Origin of the sequence: Thaumasiovibrio subtropicus, from assembly GCF_019703835.1 — a bacterium.
Lineage (GTDB): Bacteria > Pseudomonadota > Gammaproteobacteria > Enterobacterales > Vibrionaceae > Thaumasiovibrio > Thaumasiovibrio subtropicus.
In genome coordinates this window covers 869,181-888,023 of sequence record NZ_AP023055.1, presented here as the reverse complement: position 1 = coordinate 888,023, position 18,843 = coordinate 869,181, and the positions used below count along the sequence as shown (strand labels likewise).

Annotated in this window: 15 protein-coding genes and 1 CRISPR repeat array; of the genes, 10 read left to right on the top strand and 5 right to left on the bottom strand. The window is 48.3% G+C overall.

Annotation, left to right across the window (positions count from 1 at the left end):
• The first annotated feature begins 13 nt into the window (after positions 1-13).
• Genes cas1f through cas6f form a run of 6 tightly spaced genes read left to right on the top strand, consistent with a single transcriptional unit; the run spans position 14 to position 8,127 of the window.
• Positions 14-985, top strand: coding sequence for a type I-F CRISPR-associated endonuclease Cas1f (gene cas1f / locus TSUB_RS20375; protein ID WP_202819737.1), 972 nt, complete (start codon positions 14-16; stop codon positions 983-985).
• Positions 982-4,290, top strand: a complete 3,309-nt coding sequence (cas3f, locus tag TSUB_RS20370; protein ID WP_087018361.1) for a type I-F CRISPR-associated helicase Cas3f — start codon at positions 982-984, stop codon at positions 4,288-4,290. Before cas1f ends, cas3f begins: the two co-directional genes overlap by 4 nt.
• A 60-nt stretch (positions 4,291-4,350) precedes the next feature.
• A complete protein-coding gene (gene csy1 / locus TSUB_RS20365) occupies positions 4,351-5,634 on the top strand; it encodes a type I-F CRISPR-associated protein Csy1 (RefSeq protein WP_087018363.1) in 1,284 nt (427 codons plus the stop codon).
• Positions 5,634-6,566, top strand: a complete 933-nt coding sequence (gene csy2 / locus TSUB_RS20360) for a type I-F CRISPR-associated protein Csy2 (RefSeq protein WP_087018365.1) — start codon at positions 5,634-5,636, stop codon at positions 6,564-6,566. The genes csy1 and csy2 overlap by 1 nt, the downstream gene beginning before the upstream one ends.
• Positions 6,567-6,583: 17 nt before the next feature.
• Entirely contained in the window at positions 6,584-7,570 is a 987-nt protein-coding gene (csy3, locus tag TSUB_RS20355; protein ID WP_087018366.1) for a type I-F CRISPR-associated protein Csy3, read from the top strand.
• A gap of 2 nt (positions 7,571-7,572) precedes the next feature.
• Positions 7,573-8,127: a type I-F CRISPR-associated endoribonuclease Cas6/Csy4 gene (gene cas6f / locus TSUB_RS20350; protein WP_087018368.1), complete on the top strand. Its 555-nt coding sequence runs from the start codon at positions 7,573-7,575 to the stop codon at positions 8,125-8,127.
• Positions 8,128-8,264: 137 nt separating this feature from the next.
• Positions 8,265-8,832: direct repeats of the CRISPR family, unit length 28 nt; unit sequence CTTCACTGCCGCACAGGCAGCTAAGAAA.
• Positions 8,833-8,898: 66 nt separating this feature from the next.
• Here the strand turns inward: cas6f and TSUB_RS20345 are convergent.
• The 3 genes from TSUB_RS20345 to TSUB_RS20335 all read right to left on the bottom strand — a co-directional run bounded on the left by TSUB_RS20345 (position 8,899) and on the right by TSUB_RS20335 (position 10,748).
• On the bottom strand, positions 8,899-9,483 hold the full coding sequence (locus tag TSUB_RS20345; RefSeq protein WP_087018370.1) for a 3TM-type holin: 585 nt from the start codon (positions 9,481-9,483) through the stop codon (positions 8,899-8,901).
• Positions 9,476-10,030, bottom strand: a complete 555-nt coding sequence (locus TSUB_RS20340; protein ID WP_087018372.1) for a glycoside hydrolase family 108 protein — start codon at positions 10,028-10,030, stop codon at positions 9,476-9,478. The genes TSUB_RS20345 and TSUB_RS20340 overlap by 8 nt, the downstream gene beginning before the upstream one ends.
• A 247-nt stretch (positions 10,031-10,277) precedes the next feature.
• The gene (locus TSUB_RS20335) at positions 10,278-10,748 is read right to left on the bottom strand and encodes a Dps family protein (RefSeq protein WP_087018375.1); all 471 of its coding nucleotides are present in this window, start codon (positions 10,746-10,748) and stop codon (positions 10,278-10,280) included.
• A 219-nt stretch (positions 10,749-10,967) separates the two neighbouring features.
• On the opposite strand from TSUB_RS20335, the gene TSUB_RS20330 reads away from it, so the two are divergent.
• From TSUB_RS20330 to TSUB_RS20315, 4 genes are all read left to right on the top strand, one after another.
• Positions 10,968-11,396 (top strand): hypothetical protein, encoded by a 429-nt coding sequence (locus TSUB_RS20330; RefSeq protein WP_087018377.1) that lies wholly within the window; start codon positions 10,968-10,970, stop codon positions 11,394-11,396.
• A 20-nt stretch (positions 11,397-11,416) separates the two neighbouring features.
• Complete coding sequence (locus TSUB_RS20325) at positions 11,417-12,565, top strand: winged helix-turn-helix domain-containing protein (protein WP_087018379.1); 1,149 nt, start codon at positions 11,417-11,419, stop codon at positions 12,563-12,565.
• Between the two features lie 72 nt (positions 12,566-12,637).
• On the top strand, positions 12,638-13,531 hold the full coding sequence (locus TSUB_RS20320; RefSeq protein WP_087018381.1) for a LysR family transcriptional regulator: 894 nt from the start codon (positions 12,638-12,640) through the stop codon (positions 13,529-13,531).
• Between the two features lie 87 nt (positions 13,532-13,618).
• On the top strand, positions 13,619-14,626 hold the full coding sequence (locus tag TSUB_RS20315; RefSeq protein ID WP_087018383.1) for a linear amide C-N hydrolase: 1,008 nt from the start codon (positions 13,619-13,621) through the stop codon (positions 14,624-14,626).
• Positions 14,627-14,693: 67 nt separating this feature from the next.
• Here TSUB_RS20315 and TSUB_RS20310 read toward each other — a convergent pair whose 3' ends face one another.
• Entirely contained in the window at positions 14,694-16,493 is a 1,800-nt protein-coding gene (locus tag TSUB_RS20310) for an ABC transporter ATP-binding protein (protein ID WP_192867829.1), read from the bottom strand.
• Positions 16,494-16,584: 91 nt separating this feature from the next.
• The gene (locus TSUB_RS20305; protein WP_087018385.1) at positions 16,585-18,720 is read right to left on the bottom strand and encodes a TonB-dependent hemoglobin/transferrin/lactoferrin family receptor; all 2,136 of its coding nucleotides are present in this window, start codon (positions 18,718-18,720) and stop codon (positions 16,585-16,587) included.
• Positions 18,721-18,843 lie beyond the last annotated feature (123 nt).

Sequence of the window (18,843 nt, the reverse complement as noted above, 5' to 3'; positions counted from 1 at the left end):
AAGAGCATCCTGTATGAAAGACTTCACACCCAGTGAAATGAAAACCATCCTGCACTCGAAACGGGCAAACTTATATTACTTGCAACACTGTCGCGTGCTTGTCAACGGCGGGCGTGTGGAATATGTCACCGACCAAGGGAAAGAGAGTCTTTATTGGAATATCCCGATTGCGAACACCACTGCCATCTTGCTAGGCACGGGGACATCCGTGACACAAGCCGCCATGCGAGAGCTTGCTAAAGCGGGTGTCCTTGTTGGTTTTTGCGGCGGCGGGGGCTCACCACTGTTCACAGGAAATGAAGTCGACGTAGAGGTGTCATGGTTAACGCCACAATCAGAATATCGCCCAACCGAATACCTGCAAAAATGGGTCAGTTTTTGGTTTGATGATGCAAAACGCTTAACCGCTGCGAAGCATTTTCAACGAGTGCGCCTTGCGATGATTAAAAAACACTGGTTAGCAGCATCAACACAACAGCAGTTTCCTGTTCCTGAAACGCAGTTAACCAGTGTCTTAGCGCGTTTCGAGCGCCTACTTACCGATTGTGAGACAACCCAAGACCTCTTGTTGCTCGAAGCAACAACCACAAAAACACTCTACAAACTGGCTAGCCAAGCCGTTGACTACGGCGACTTTACCCGTTCAGAACGTGGCAACAGTAACGATGTTGCCAATCAGTTTCTCGACCACGGTAACTACTTAGCTTATGGCCTTGGCGCCACTGCCTGTTGGGTAATCGGTCTACCGCATGGATTGGCAATCTTACACGGTAAGACTCGACGTGGCGGCTTAGTGTTTGATGTCGCTGATATCGTTAAGGATGCATTGGTGTTACCGCAAGCCTTCATCGCGGCAATGGCAGGCGATGATGAACAAGAGTTTCGTCAGCGCTGCCTTAATCAACTACGTGCGGGTAACGCCCTTGATGTGATGATAGAGACATTGCAAGACACAGCTGAACGCTGCGCGGAGATAACACAATGAATATTCTGCTTATCTCCGAATGCAGTAAGCAAGCACTGGTTGAAACTCGTCGGGTGCTGGACCAGTTCGGTGAGCGCAAAGGACAGCGCTGCTGGCAGACGCCCATTACCTATGAAGGCATGAAAACCCTGCGCATGTTGTTAAAAAAACGTGCCCGCAAGAATACCGCCGTAGCTTGTTATCGTATCTACGGTAAGAACCACACAGAACTGATGTGGGTCGTGGGTAAACGCAGCAAATTTAATCTCGAAGGCACAGTGCCGACGAATCGTACTCAGAGAGATGTATTGCGAGCAGGCGATGAAAGCAGTATGCACAGTAATCAGGCCATCGCGATTATGGCAGGCATCGCTGGCTTGTTTCATGATTTTGGTAAAGCCAATGCCCTGTTTCAAGGTAAGTTACGCGGTAAAGGGGAAGGGTTTGAGCCATTTCGTCATGAGTGGATTTCCATGCAGCTCTTTTTGGCGTTTGTCGCTGAGCGTGACGATAAAGTCTGGCTCAATGCGCTTTGCGAACTCAAAGCAGATAGCGACCAAGATCTATTGGCAAAGTACAAACTCACGAAAAGCGTCACGTTTGGTGATATCGCCGCCTACAGCCCACTCGCCGCCGCCATCGCATGGTTAATCGTTTCTCACCATCGTTTACCTCAGCAGCAAGGAAAAAATCCTCCGAACACCAAACTGGACCAAGCTGACAATTGGGTAGCAGAGGAGATCGGCGTCGAATGGAACGCTTGTAACCATAAAAGCGACAAGTTTTCCGAGAGTACTTTTCAGCAATGCAGTGTGTTCCCCTACGGCTTACCCATGCAAAGCCGCACTTGGCGGGCGAAAGCAATCTCTTTGGCAACACGGGCACTGCAACTACCTAATTTAGCCGAGTATGCGCGCCTTGAATGTGCCTACCCAATGCACCTCGCCCGCATGGTGTTAATGCTCTCGGATCACACTTATTCGTCAGATAAGGCCCACACAGATTGGCAAGACAGCCAATATAACGCCTATGCCAACACCGATCGTCAAACCCGCCAGCTGAAACAGAAGCTTGATGAACACTGCGTCGGTGTTGCGCACAACGCCTATCTGCTTGCAAAAGTACTGCCTAACCTTCGCGGCGCGTTACCAACGCTGATTCGTCACCCGATACTGAAAAAACGGGTCAGTCAGCCTAAGTTCCGTTGGCAAAACCGCGCATTTGAAACACTCGTGGGCGAGCGCAGTCGCGCCGCAGCACAAGGGTTGTTCGCCGTGCTCGCGAGCTCGACAGGCACAGGTAAAACCATTTGCGGAGCAAAAATGGCTTACGCACTTGGCGACTTACATCAGGGGTGCCGATTTAGCGTTGCTCTAGGCCTACGCACATTGACCTTGCAAACAGGCGATGCGCTGCAACAAGCCTTGCATCTTGACCCTGACGAAGTTGCTGTCACCATCGGCTCGCAGGCAGTGAAAGATCTTTATGACCAATACAAAGAAAACGCCAACGGCAAGAAACAGCAAGACACCTTTACAGGCAGTGAATCACAGCAGATGTTTGATGATGACTATGTCAAGTACGATGGTGAACTAGAGAATACCTACTTAAACCGTTGGCTCGATGATCACAGTCGCGCAAGTTTACATAAGTTGATCAGTGCGCCGATATCCGTCAGCACCCTAGATCACTTGATTCCCGCCACAGAGGGCGTTCGCGGTGGGCGTCAGATTGGCCCCATGTTGCGCTTAATGACCAGCGACCTCATTCTGGATGAACCTGACGATTTTGGTGTTGACGACTTACCCGCCCTGTGTCGACTTGTTTACTGGGCTGGGCTGCTTGGCTCACGCGTTATCCTCTCCTCGGCGACCCTGCCACCCGCGCTTGTTAGCGAACTGTTTGACGCCTATCAACATGGCCGTATGCAGTTCAATGCTGCCAATGGGCATGCGACGAGTAATGCCGTTGTCGCCGCTTGGGTAGATGAGTTTAGTGCAACCAGCGCGCTCGTCGCCAACAAAGACGACTTTAAACAACAGCATGATACGTTCACGGACACCAGAGTCAGCCATCTTTCCACATCGCGTGCTCCGCTTCATCGCGGTAAGGTCATAGCACTGGATGTACAAGAAAACCCAGTCGATACCTTTGCAACGGCCATCTTAACGCACAGCCAAGTCTTGGCACGTCAACATCATACTGATAACAACGGCAAAACCTTTTCGGCTGGATTAGTTCGAATGGCAAACATAGAGCCCATGTTAGCAGTGGCGCAACAGCTACTGGCACGCACCCCTGCCCCAGATACCCGTATTCACTATTGCCTCTATCACAGCCAACACCCGTTAATTGTCCGCTCAAGCATTGAGAACCAGTTGGATAACTTGCTTAAGCGTGATCCGAATACGCCGATCACCACACACCCAGCCGTGCAAGAAATCTTCGCCGAGTACCCTGAAAAGCATCATATTTTCATCGTATTGGCGACCCCCGTAGCCGAAGTAGGCCGCGATCATGACTATGACTGGGCGATTGCCGAGCCAAGTTCGATGCGCTCTATCATTCAGCTTGCAGGACGCGTCCAACGTCATCGCGAGCTCGCCCCAAAAGAAGCCAACATTCTGGTATTCAATAAAAACTTTAAAGCGTGCAACAATCAATCTCCGGCATTTTGTAAACCGGGCTTTGAATCAACAAAAGAGTATTACGCCAAGCAGTCTGATCCGAACACAGAAGAAAAATGGCTAAGTCTACCAAGCCACGACCTCACCGATCCTGCATTACTGCCAGACAATGCGCTTGATGTCATCAGCGCAGTTCCACGTGTCAAACAACCCGATCCGCTGGCAAACGGTAAAACCAAAACCGCTGCAGGTTTCGTGGCGCTCGAGCATCTTGCCTTGAACTTTAATCTACGTGACAAGGGGCGGGTTTGGTGGACTTCTCCCTATTCACATTTGTTTGGCGAGATTCAGCGCCAAACCCGGTTTCGCAAAAGCACTTCAAACATTGAGTACGTTTTGGATATCGATGAGCACGGCATCGAAGTGAAGTTATTAGAGTGGGACGATTTAGCTCAAGCGTTTGAGAGTCAGGGCAATATCGAGCTCATCCCGCCCGTGACGCTTGCCAAAGGTGTGAGTGTCCTTGGGCAAGCCAATCTTTTTGAACTCGTCAGCGACTTGGCAGAGCAGCGAGATTTGGAACTTGAAGAGGCCCTACACCGCTACAGCACCATTCAGTTGCGCGAGTTAACCAGCGGGAAGAAGTGGCGCTACTCACCCTTGTTAGGGCTGTTTGAGGGGCAGTTTTTCTCATCATGAATCAAGAATCAAGAATCAAGAATCAAGAATCAAGAATCAGTATTATTGAAAGGAGGTGGTATGCCATCACTACTCACCGAGCGAATTGTTGCCTATATCGCAGAACGCAAGGCATTAAAACAAGAGGCGCTCGATAAAGAGATTAGCAAAGCGAGCGACGATAACGCATTGCTCGCCAAGCTGTCTGAAAAGCAACACAAGTTAAACGCCGATTTTACCGTCAGTGCTTGGCTCGACAGCGCAGCGACACGTGCAGGTCAGATAAGCATGGCAACCCATGCGGTAAAGTTTACCCACAGTGCGGCCAAAGGCAGCAACCTATTGGCCGAGCAATTAGGCAGTGACCCACGCTACCTAGATACCTTCTGCCTAGCCCAACCCGCAGTAGATGCGGTAGGCAACGCGGCCGCACTGGATGTCGCTAAGCTTCTGCAACTGGCTGATAGTGAGGGTGTCGCCCTGCTTGAGTACCTCAAGCAAAACGATGCTTTGCCACTGCGTCCATTGGCTGGTGATGAACAACAACTTTCGGCTTGGCTAGAAGGGCTGTCTGCGGCCTTGGTCGATCGCGCACCCAGTAGCCATACACTCAGTAAGCAAGTCTATTTTACCGTTGAAGAAGATCCATCCGGTTATCATTTGCTTGCGCCTGTTTACTCGTCGTCACTATCACACGCTGTTTATCAACAGGTTCAACATAGCCGATTCAGTCAAGAGATGAAGGCGATCCGTACGGCACGAAAAAATGCGCAAGCCTCTGACGGCACGCTAATTGGCTATCCCAATTTAGCCATCACAGTGGCGGGCGGCTCTAAGCCACAAAATATCTCGCAGCTTAACTCTGGTCGCGGCGGCTTAACGTATTTGTTCGATGCTCGGGCACCACACTGGCAAACCCAGATCCCTCAGCTAAGTAATACCCCAGTCATCTTTGAGCAATATACCTTGCGGCGGGTTGCTGGCCCGATGATCTATCGTTTAGCGCGGTTTATTAAAGTAAACATGCATGAACAAAGTACTCTCCCCCACCGTGAAAAACTCGCGCAGAAAGTCGATGAAATTGCTGAGGCACTGTTTAACGCAGTCGCGCCATGGCAGACCCAAGCGCCGGGTTGGAGCGACGCGCATCCACAACTATCACCCCATGCGGCTCGCTGGATTGATCCACATAACCCCAAATGGCAGCAGGAGAATTGCGATTGGCGTGAACCATTGAGCGCCGAATTTGGACTCTGGCTAAAAGAGAGTGTGGTCAAAGCAGCCAAGCGTGAGTTTGCTCTTAGCGCTGGGGAAGCGGATGAATGGCGGCAACAATTTAAACAACTGCTTTGGGAGGTCAGCTAATGGACTACTTAGTACTCAAACACATCGCGATTGCAAACGCCAATGCGATAGCGGGTATGACATGGGGATTTCCAGCCGTCAGCCATTTTTTGGGCTTCACCCATGCGCTGTCTCGTAAGGCGCAACAAAGCGAGCACGCACTCCAACTGCACGGTTGCGCGATAATTTGTCATCAACACCAAGTGCACTGCCATCGTGACACTCCTTATGAGCCATACGGCTTTGCGTTAACGCGAAACCCATTGACCAAGGAAGGTAAAACCGCGCCCATTGTTGAAGAGGGTCGGATGCATCTCACGGTGTCACTGATTATTGAATGTGAAGGATTAAACACCGCGAGTGAGGAAACCTGTCAAACGCAGCTTGCTTACATTCAGCAACTCGCCCAACAGCATAAACTCGCGGGCGGCGTAATTACCGACATCGCCGCGTGTTACCTGTTTGATGACGCCAACCACAAACGCGCGCTACGTCAGTTACTCCCCGGATTTATTTTGGCTAATGCCAGCCATCACCTCGCCACGCTCAATGCGTCGAGCCCCAATAATGCGCTACAACATTGGCTCGATTTCTCCGCCATCAAACACGCGTGTGAAATAACCCAAGACGCAGACGGCAATGACACCGTCGAATGGAATCGCGTCGAGAAACCTTTTCCCGGCTATCTCGTTCCAGTGCAAATTGGCTATAAGAAAATTGCTCCAACCTTACCCGCGGGTGAAGTGGCCAATGTACGGGATACCCAATCACCGGTGAGTTTTGTCGAATCGGTTTATAGTGTCGCCGAATGGATAGGCAGCCCCAGCCGTATTGCTCACCTCAACGAGGTGGTATGGCGCTACCAATACCACGACCCTTTTTATGTCTGCCACACCGCATCAACCACGCAGAGGTCAATGACGTCTGATGAAGCTGTCGAATTTGATTTTTAAGCATAAGGAAAACACAGATGACTAAATTAACTACACCTTCGGTTTTAGCATTCGAATCAAAACTCGCATGCTCTGACGCACTCATGTTCTCTGGTCGCTGGCAACAGCGTGACAAAGCGGTCAACTGGCTACCTATTCCCGTGATTGAAAAATCGGTCCGCGGCACCATTTCAAACCGAGTTAAAGGGGCGAAAGCCAGTAAAATAGATGCGGAAGTTGAAAAAGCAAACCTACAGACTGTTGATAACGCCGCTCTGCCCTTCGATGCCGATACGCTGAAGTTGCAATTTACCCTGCGCCTATTGGGCGATCTCTCCACGCCCTCAACTTGCAACAACCCAGAGTATCAAACAGCCCTAGCAGGGATTATTCGTGAATACGTCGCAGAGCATGGGTTTCATCACATCGCGCTGCGTTACGCGACCAACCTCGCCAATGGGCGTTTCTTATGGCGAAATCGTGTTGGCGCTGAAGCAGTAGAAGTACGGATCTCTCATGAAGAACAACAATGGGTATTTGACGCTCACACATTGAGCTTAAAACACTTTGATCAAGCCAACTCTGCAGTCGAAGAGATTGCCAATATCATCGCGCAAGGCTTACTAGGTGAAAAAGCCACCCTGTTAAAAATCGAGGCTTTTACTCAACTCGGCGATGGTCAAACCGTCTTCCCTTCACAAGAGCTAGTGATGAATACCGGCAGTGGCAACAAGAGTAAATACCTCTATCAACTCAATGGCCAAGCGGCGATGCACTCACAGAAAATCGGCAACGCGCTGCGTACAATTGATACTTGGTATCCAGAAGCAGATGCCTATGGCCCCATCGCCATCGAACCGTACGGCAGTGTGACAAATCGCGGCGTCGCCTACCGTAAGCCTAAAGAAAAAACCGACTTCTATACCTTGTTAGATAACTGGTTGCTTAAAGGCCAAGTGCCCGAACAAGAACAACAGCATTACGTGATGGCGATGCTTATTCGTGGCGGCGTATTCGGAGAGTAAGTATGGATTATTACCTCGATATCCACGTTAACCCTGACCCGGAAATTTCTGCCGCAGCCCTAATGAATAATCTGTTTGCGAAGTTTCATCGTGCTGTTTCGCAACATTTACCCGGTGAGATAGCAGTCAGCTTTCCCAAGTATCAGCGCTCATTGGGTGATGTCTTGCGCTTACACGGATCGGAAAATGGCCTAAACCAATTCATGGCATTGCCTTGGTTAAAAGGGCTGGGTGATTACACTGAACTCAGCCCAACCACCGCCGTGCCAACCGAAGTAAAAGGCTACCGAAATGTCTATCGTGTGCAGAAAAAATCGGTTCACAATCGACGTAAACGTTCTATCGCCAAAGGTTGGCTCACTGAGGAAGAGGCGTTGCATCGTATCCCTGACAGTGCAGAAGCAACACTCAAACTGCCGTTCTTGCAATTCAAAAGCTTATCGAGTCAGCAAATGATGCGGGTCTATATTGGGCTTGGTGAACTTCAGCCTCACCCAGCACAAGGCACACTTAACAGCTATGGGCTAAGTAAAACCCAAACGGTGCCTTGGTTCTAACCTTCTTAACCCTTTTTTTAGGAGTGTCTGTAAGCTTTTGATTTTTAGAAATCCTTACGGCAACCTGAAAAAAGGGTTTTCTCACGATTTTCACAAAAAGCTCTTTCACAATATGATCTTAGTGCGTATTCTTTCCACTTCACTGCCGCACAGGCAGCTAAGAAATTGAAATTACCAATTCCGGACTTTACACTTTCCTTCACTGCCGCACAGGCAGCTAAGAAAATAGAAAGGGCAATCGTCATACTGTCCTTCATCTTCACTGCCGCACAGGCAGCTAAGAAATACAGAATGACACTGCAAATAACGCGACTAACCTTCACTGCCGCACAGGCAGCTAAGAAATTGACCTGTAATACCACCGCTTACGTATGGACCTTCACTGCCGCACAGGCAGCTAAGAAATTTGAGAAACGGATCTATTTAATAACTCGCTACTTCACTGCCGCACAGGCAGCTAAGAAAAAGATTTGCACGATATGTCATGCAGGCTTTGGCTTCACTGCCGCACAGGCAGCTAAGAAAAATCCGTATTCTTTTAAGAAGAAGCCAAAATTCTTCACTGCCGCACAGGCAGCTAAGAAATTCGATTTTCAAATATAACCACACTTTAAAAACTTCACTGCCGCACAGGCAGCTAAGAAACGAAAATTCGATAAAAACTGTGTCATTGTTACCTTCACTGCCGCACAGGCAGCATTAAAAAAGGTGATAAGCCGAACGCTTATCACCTTTTTTCTTTCTAACTCTTTCGCCAACGCGCAGGAGCCACTAATGATTCGGTCCGTGTCGTCGCCAACGCTCGATAACCGTATTGGGTTTAACGATTTGCGGATCTTTTACTGCATCTTCGTACATTAATGATTCGGTGGTTTCGAGTTCATCTTCAAACGGTGTTTCATCGCGCTTTCTTTCCATTAGAATACCCGCAGCAGTGAGGGCCTCTTGGGTCACGGCAAAATCTTGTGCTTTGAGCTGCATTCTTCCGCCAAAATAGAAACCGACGATCACGCTAAGCAAGGCCCAGTAGCCTGCGGGCATAGCAGTATATGCCTGTGCAATCTTTAAGAAGTGATCTGGGTACATTGGCGCAACGATGAAAAAACCCAAGATAGAAAATGTCATCAATGGTCGCGGTAAACGGTTCAATCCATCAACAAATGCATCCCACCCAGTGCGGTTTTGTCTTGCATGAAACTCTGTCGCAAACTGCGCTAAGGTTGCGGCGTCGCGGTCAATATCGGCGATCGCTTCAATGTGCTTATGGCTATCGCGCGCGCTTTTACTGCCCAATAGCACACTGAGTAAGCGCCCCGCACTGTCGAGTATCGGGGTAATCAAGGGGATGTTAGGCATTTCGTAGCCTCCTCACTTTAGATTCAAACTCGGCGAGTCGATTCTCCCACCCTTTTAAAAAGACTTTTTGGCTGGGATTGGCTGCCACAATAATGTGATAAAAGTTGCGTCTTTCTTCAATTAGGGCTTCAAGAAAGTGCCCTTGCATCGCATTAAGGGTGTCCTTTACCGCACTCAAGGTGTTTGGCCCTATCGCACCATCTTCTTTGATCACCCGCGATACCGCCGCTTGGTTACAGACGCTTTGCACAAACTTAATCGCTCGGCGCGGGCCGTGATTAATCGCTGCATCAAAGATGAACGGTTGAATCTCTGGCGGTAGGCGATGAATGCTTGGTTTGAGATAGTAGTTTTGTAAGAAAATCTCTTTTGCCACGCTGACATCAAGGGATTTCACCTCTTCCCTGCTTGCTTGTCGGCCAATATAGCGCGATAGCGTTCGCTGCGTGACCCCATATTTCGTGGGTCCACCACGGTCAAACGGGTGATTAACATAACCACCCTCGCGTTTAAGTACATCCGCGATCATTGTCTCTATGGATTCCATTATTTCAGTTCCTTTCTTGTGAATAAGGTTTTCTCAACAAAGACGCTGTTGCTCAGTAGGCTGTGACAAGTTGGAGTACGCCTTGCCTTATTCGCCTGAAAGGTAGCTTTGTGGTTCTGGATGACAGAAATAATATGCGCGGCTTTCAATCCTGTGCTGCGATGAAAACTTCCTAAGTCCGTCGCAACATTCTGTGTAGACAATGAAAAAGCGGCACGATGGCCGCTTTGTTAATTCTTCGTTTCGATTATTGAAGGTATGCATTCAGCATCCACAATAGCTTTTCTTGCTCTCGGATATAGTCACCCATTAATGCCGCTGTCCCTTCATCGTTGGCTTCACCAGCCTGTTCTAGAATAACCCGTTGCTTACTGAGTAATGCACTGAAGCCTTCGACCAAACCACCAACACAAGCTTTTCCTGATGTGGCATTTTGATGTTCTTCAATCGCGCTCACGGCGAGGTAGCGGCTAAAGGCATGGTCAGGGGTTTGGCCCAACGTCAGGATACGCTCTGCGAGCTCATCAATTTTGGTTTGAAGATCTGTATAGATCTCTTCAAACTTCACATGCAGTTCAAAGAATGCCTCACCTTTGATGTTCCAGTGATAACCTCTCGCGTTCATATACAGGACTTGATAGTGCGCGAGTAGCGCGTTAAGTTCAGATGCCAGTGCCACTGCTTTATCATTGTCTAAGCCAATAAAGTTCTTCGCCATAATCGCCTCTCTATCATCAATTCTTTAGGTTAAACACGCTGTCGTGTTGATGTAGTTAATGTACTACCGAAACGTAGATAGATAAAAACGTTTGAAGTTATGAATTCGATAGGTGAAAGCAATCAAACTTGGGTGACCATCACATTGTGTCGATTCGGTATCCGGTGTGAAACCCGACTCAGGTATACTCTATGCAACTTTTGCTTGTATCGGTGCGCCATGACGACTGACATCCATCTTCAATTGTTTCTTCGTGAAACTGGTGATCAACGTCTTGTTGATCTTACCGATATTCCCAATGCGCTGGCGTCGACACCAGCATTCAACGCCTGGCTGAAAACGAAAAGAGCAATGACAACCGAAGACGTCGCAAACACGCTTTGGATAAAAACCTGCACCGCTGGCTACATCACTGAACTGCACTTTCACCCGAATGGGACCCTAGATGAGTTTCGCTTGTTTGATCGTTTTCATACTGAAGGCCATTGGCAACTCGCCGACGGCTTACTCCATGTCACGATATTCAAGGGTGAAAACCGTTACACCCACTGTGTTGTCGCGAACAAGACAAGCAATATTCACTCTGCGATTGAATACAAAAATGACCAGTTGCATGCCTATCTCAAGCATGCGCAAGTGAAGCCTTAACCTATTATTAATGGATTGTTATGCTGTCTCTCTCCCTTCATCAGGCGAGAAAGCTCGCCCTGCTCAGCCAAGGTTTATTGAGCTCTCTCCCCAAAGGTGCGGCACTCGATAAAGCACATGCAGTGATAGCGCAGTTGAGCTACGTCCAAATTGACACGATTTCCGTCGTTCAGCGTGCCCATCATCACGTGTTTTGGTCTCGTTCACCCAGCTATAAGCCTCAACACCTCAATCAACTCGTTGCCAGCAAGCGCGTCTTCGAATATTGGGCTCATGCAGCGGCGTATCTCCCTATGTCTGACTATCGCTATAGTCTGCCACGTAAGCACGCACTAAAAACAGGCCAACAGCAACATTGGTATAAGAAAAACCCGGCCTTGATGGCCGAGGTGTATCAACGCATTAAAGATGAGGGTCCTTTGATGGCAAAGGATTTCGAATCAGAGCGTAAAACGGTACAAGGCTGGGGAAGTAAACCGACCAAGCAGGCACTCGAGTCCCTGTTTATGCAAGGCGATTTGATGATCAGCGAGCGACGCCAGTTCCACAAGGTGTACGATCTCACTGAGCGCGTTTTACCCGCTGAGATCAACACGCGTCTGCCAACACCGCTTGAATATGGTGAGTATCTCGTCTTACGCTATCTCAAAGCGCACGGCATTGGTCAACTTGGTCAGTTCTGCTATCTATTGAAAGACGTAAAAACACCCGTTTCCGATGCCGTTAGATCGTTACTGGATAAAGCGAAGATTTGTGAAGTCACTGTCGAAGGAGAAAACTACTACGCCAGTTGTGACGCTTTAGCTCGGTTAGGCTCGCGTCTCAATCGAAAACGAGCCAAAATATTGTCGCCATTCGATAACCTCCTCATACAACGCAAACGCGCGTTGGCACTGTTTGATTTCGATTATCAAATAGAGTGCTATGTCCCAGCAGCGAAACGTCAGTTTGGCTATTTCAGTTTACCGGTATTATGGGATGGACGATTGGTGGCGCGCGCCGATTGTAAAGTCGACAAAAAGGCCGCTACCCTCAACCTCATCCACCTCTGTATCGAACCTCACGTCAAGCAAGCGGATTTTTTAGATGCCTTGCATCTAGAACTCGATGCCTTTGCTCACTTTAACCACTGTGACACCGTTAACATACAGCGAATCAGTGTTCGTTGAATAGACTCAGCCACCTCATCTTCGTGTTATCTTGTGATTATTCGATCCTCATAAAGAAAGAAAAGCAGCAATATGAAGATAAGTTATGAGCAAGTACAAGCTTTCGTTGCAGTCGCGGACACGGGATCTTTCAGCGCTGCTGGAAAGTTGCTTGGTAAGCACAGAACAACCTTGGGTCAGATCATCAGTAACCTCGAAATTGAAACTAACATGACCCTGTTTGACAGAAGCGGCCGTTATCCGTCACTGACGTTACAAGGCGAGACATTATATCAACAGGCTAAAGCACTCTCCGTCGCTTCCAGCGCATTCGAGCAACTCTGCCTTTACCAAGCCAAAGGTATCGAAACAGAACTGAATGTTTACTATTCCGAGCAACTGCCTGACAGCGTCATTGTTAAGACTATGATTGCATTGCACAAACACTATCCCAAAGTCCGTGTTCACTGGCGAAAGGACAATAATCAACAGATTCTGTCTAAGTTAGAACAAAACCAAGCTGATCTTGCGCTGGTTATCTGCCCGAATGGCAACTCAGTAACGTCGATAGAGTTTAGTTACATCGCAGGTATGCCCTATACCCTTTGTGCAAGTCCGAGCTTTGTTGAGCTACATCGACCTCAAGGTATGGTTTCATTGCAACAGTTACCCCAGTTAACCTTAACTGACTTTTACTCCAGTGGGATCGACCGATCTATTTGCACCTCAAATCACATTCAACAGTTTGATTCAATGCGCATTCTGACATCCCTGCTCATTAACGGCGAAGGTTGGGCAATCCTTCCTCGCCATGCTGTCATCGAAGCGATCAACAACGGTGACTTAATTCAGATGGATATTCAAGCGCTACAAGGAACGCTAAGGTTTCCCGTTGTGTCTTGGCAAGCGTCAAAAATGATGGGCCCCGTCGCCAGCTTTATCCTTGAACAGTTTAAAGCATTTGCGCCGACACTCGAATCTGTATGAGGATCTAATCATCACATAGCGAGTTTGGATTTTCTCTTAGACGAATTACTCTTTTCCGCGTACCCAATCACTACGTGGAATAACAATATGAATCTTAAACCTATCGCTTTTGGTCTTCTTATGGCTGGTCTCTCCGCTAGCGCAGCCCATGCTTGTACTTCTATCGCATGGAACACAGAATCACATGGTACGATCACTTCTCGGACTAATGATTGGATGGAAGCAACAAATCCTGATCTTGGCGGCATCGTCAAAGGTGAAAAGCGGCTTATCCAAGGACCCGGTGCAGGTGTTGAGTATACCGTTAAGTACGACGCAGTTGCGGTACTTCCCTACGGACTGGAGCTAGTGCACGATGGCGTCAATAGCGCTGGGTTACAAATTAACACGTTGTACTACCGCCCAATGACGATGGAGCAAGTATCAAAAGAGACCCAAATATCTCAACTTACCTTTAGTGAGTACATTCTTACCCAATACGGTTCGGTGGAAGAAGCCGTGACTGCAATTCCTGATCTCGACTATGGTTACCTTGCTCTTGAAGGTATGCCTGCAGATATTGTTTTACATTGGTCAATCACAGATAAAAGTGGCGACCGAGCCGTCATTGAGATGGATCCTGATGGCCTAAAAATCTATCGTGGCGAAGAAGCTGCAGTGATGACCAATGATCCTTCATTGCAAGAACACATCGATAACCTTAAAGAGGTCAAGCCGTCATGGGAAGGTGCCGACCGCAACCTACCGTATGGCTCTAACGGTAACAGTGCTTCACGTAGCCGTTTTGTCCATGCTAGCTACTTTTTGAACTGGCTGGATGAACCAAGCAGCCACTTCAATGGCATGATGAAACTTTCAACTGTCCCTTACCGTGTACCTGCAGATGCACCATACATGGACTTTGGACAAGGCATGACAGGCTATGCCACTGAATGGACCCTGTCGCAAAGCCTTGAAACCGGTGACAGTGTATTTGAATATAACTTCGGTGAAAGTTGGAACACTGTCCGATTTAACGTTTATGAACTTATGGGGCAATCATTCCGCGTTTCATTGACTGAATCTTCAATGGGCGAGCTCAACTTCTCACAGTAAGCAACCTGATACCATTAAAAACGGCAAGCGTTCGCTTGCCGTTTTTTATTAGGTATAACACCCTGACTTAACTCGCTTGGAGTTGTCCGTACAAAGTTTGGTAGAGCCCTTCTTCTTTGACTAACTCTTTATGGCTGCCCGACTGACTCACCTTTCCATCTTCAAGTACATAGATGAGATCAGCTTGCTTCACAGCTGAAAGGCGATGCGCAACGATCAATGTGGTTCGGTTGGCTAAAAACTCATTCAGCGCCTTGTGCAGCGCGGCTTCGGTTTTGGTATCCAGCGCTGAGGTTGCTTCATCAAGAATCACGATGTCAGGGTTGGTGAGCACCATACGTGCAATCGCTAATCGCTGACGCTGGCCTCCAGACAACCTTAAGCCTTGACGACCTAATTGCGATTCTAACCCTTGCGACAGCTTTTCGGTGACATCTGAAAGCTGGGCAACGCGTAACGCTTGCCAGAGGTCATCATCACTGTATTGCTCATCGCCCAGCGTCAGATTTTGCCTTAGCGTATCGTTAAAGAGGATTGGTTGTTGCAATACCACCGCCATCTTATCGCGCAGCGCTTCATAGCTAACGTTTTCGATCGTTTCACCATTAATAAGAATATCACCGTCATCCTTTTGATAGATGCCCATTAACAGCTGAATCAAGGTCGACTTACCGCCCCCCGATGCACCCACCAAAGCAACGCGCTTACCCGCAGGCACATGCAGATTAAGGCCATTCAAGACTTTACGTTCTGTGTTGTAAGCAAAATCGATATTTTTAAACACAATATCAACGGGTTGGTCGGCGGTGAAGGGGTTAACTGTCGCGACGGGTCGCTGCTCTTCTTCCAACGCTAACAAGGTATTGAGGCGGCCAATCGCAGCAGAAGCGCCATACCACGCATATTGAATGCCCAGCAGTTCCTGAACCGGGGAGAGCATAAACCATAAGTAACCAAACACTGCGAACGTTTGGCCAATTGTCATATCGCTCACCAGCACCATGATCATGGTCGCGGCGCGGAAGATCTCAAAGCCAATAATGAACATCAAGAAAGAGAGCCGATTCGCGGCTTCAGACTGCCAGGCAAACTGATCGGCATCGCGGCGAATGCCTTCTGCATCTTGTTTTAACGAGGTTAGGTAGTCACGTTCACGATTCGCGGCACGCAGCTGGTATAAGCCTTCAAGCGTTTCGACTAACCGTTGTTGAAAACGCTCAAACGACTGGTTTTCACGTTTCTTGAGATGCTTAACGCGTCGGCCCAATCGCTTAGAAAGAAACACTATGACAGGGTTAAGTAACAAGATGAACAGGCCTAATCGCCAATCAAGCCACAACAAGATACCGCCAATCCCGATAATGGTCAGCACACCGACAACGACCCGACTCAAGGTATCACCAATAAACTTATCGATGGTTTCTATGTCAGTCACAAGGTGTGCCGTAATGCCGCCACTGCCTTTCTCTTCGTACTGCTGCATGCTCACGCGACCAAGCTTATCGAGTAATTGCTGTCGAATGAGACAGGTAATTGACTTAGCGACCAAGGTAAACTGTCGACTCTGTAAGATATTCAACGCCGCACTTGAAGCACGCATCGCGATGATCATGAACAAGGCAAACCCGATATACACCATGGGCAGGTGCCATGCTTCTGGCAACACCGCATTCATCATGCCTACCCCGGTCGCCGGTTTTTCGAGTAACACTTCGTCTACCATTAACGGCAACAACATAGGAATAGGTACACTGATCATGGTCGCCAACAAGGCAATAACATTGGCGAAGACAAGGCGCTTTTTATTTTTCATGGCCTCGTTATAGATCCAACGGGTAGATAACTTGGTTAATACAGCACTGCTCACCAGCGTCTCCTATAAAACTAAAACAGCCCTTCCGAAGATCGGAAGGGCTTTTCTCTATACTGAGCGTATAGCGTTATGATAACTCAAATGATTAGAATTCGTAATCGAACTCGACACCCCAATTGCGGCCTGGTTGAGTACGGCGATCAATACCTTGTGTCTCATTGTCTGCACCGCTGAGGTCAGTGTAATGCCAGTACTTCTTATCAAAAGCGTTAAACAGGCCTGCGCGCAACGTCATCGCTTGTGATGGTTTATAATAAGCCGTGATATCTGTGACCGCGTAACCCGGTGCTTTCAGGTTATCGGCATCAGACCAATCACTGCCCTCTTTACCCTGTACCGCTTCAACAGACACGCGGCTTCCCCAATCCCCTTTCGGTGCATCATAACCTAGCGCAAAGTAGGACGTTAATGGCGCTACGCTATCAATGGCATCGCCAGTTTCTTTGTCTTTACCGTCAGCATACGCCAGAGAGAAGTCAAAATATGTCCCTGCAGGCGCAGACACTAAACGATTCAGGTCAGTGTGCGTACTGAACTCGGCACCATAGATTCTTGACTTGGCAACGTTCACTTTTGTCCAGATTTCACGGCCATCTTCAGTTAAGTCGCCCGTATTCTGATCTTCGATGAAGTTTTTGTAATCATTGTAGAATGCCGATAGTTCTAAACGACCATAACGGTGCGCCCAACGCGTACCGATCTCATAAGCAATGCTCTCTTCTGCTTTCAGATCTGGGTTTGGCATCAACTCAACACCCATTGAGTACTCGTAGTACAAATCTTGAATCGTTGGCGCTTTAAACCCTTGGCTGATCTGACCATAGGTACTGAAATTATCAGTCCAGTGATAAACCGCACCGACACGGCCGGTAAAGGCATCGTTGCTTGCTTTCGGGTATTGTGAACCATGGTTTGGTCTGGCTTCAAACGAGTCGTAGCGCCCGCCAAGCGTGAAGACTAACTGATCATCCAATAGGAAGATTTGATCTTGGGCGTAGATGCCCCAGGTCTTCGATTTTGCATTCGGTACTTCTGGCGTTGCATCAACAACAGAGCCATCTTTAAACATGAAGTTAGTGTAATCGAGCTCAAACTGGTTCACCAAGTAGCTCGCACCATAGCTAAACTCGTGGTAAGTATTGCCTTTTTCGAAGCCTTTAAATAGCTTTACATCAAACTGAGTGGATTCGTCAGTGCCATTACGCTCCCGATTTCGGTAACCCATCATAGGTGTGTGATCGTAGTTTTTGTGGAACGATTCACTCTGTTGCCACGCGAGTAGCCATTCGAGATCATCAACCAGCTTGTGATTCACTTGCCACTCATGCTCAAGGCTAAACCGCGTGCGAGTATCCTCGTCATCTGCTCGATTCTGAGTGTAAAGATAACCCGGCATCATCTCATAGCCTTCGTTATGAAGCAGGTCGCCTTGCGCTGTACGATTGAAGCGTTCAGCCGTGAAGCCAATGCGGTGATCGTCGTTCACTTGGTAAAAGAGCTTACCCAGAAAGTTATCTTGCTTAATATCAAATGGGTCTGCCTGACCACGCTCGCGGCCGAGGATATCAGCGCCACTGCTGTGAGTTTGGGTTTCATGACCATCACGTTTGGTATACATGATCAAAGATTCCCAGTCCCCTGTGCGATTAGCAATGGTAACCGTGGTTTTAAAGGCGTCGTTCGCACTGGTGTAGCCCGCAGAAAAACCTGCGTAGGTATCGTCACCCGTCTCTGCCAGAAAATCACTCGGGTTCTTGGTTCGCATCACAACCAGTCCTGCTAAGGCATCAGAGCCATACAAGCTTGATACAGGACCTTTGTTGATTTCGACGCTGGTCAAGGTATCCATCTCAAACATACCCTGATACTTACGCATTTGGTCGGCACCGGGGTTATAGATACTCGCCTGCTGAACGCCATCCACCAATACCTTGACATAGTTGTCTTCTCGACCACGGATGTTAAACCCGGATAAGCCAAATCGACCTTGGCCTTCCATGCTCACACCGGGTTGAGATTTTAAGGCGTGTTGCAGGTCCGAAGACATCGTCTTGGCCATATCATCGCTCGATAAAGTCGACACAGAAGCGGCAACATCGCGAACTTCCTGTTCGGTTCGTGTCGCTGAAACGACAACCTCGTCAAAAGTAAAAACCTCTTCAGCATTTGCCAATGGCGTACAGGCAATACTGACTAATACTGCTACTTTTGAAAGTTTCATTTTATTTCCCCAGAATTTTAAATTAAGTGAAGCCTATTTCTTAAAACCACACGCAACTCACAAGCACATTCAAACCATCTTTAGGTGCTCGAGTACAAATAGTCTTAAGAAATACAACTGAAA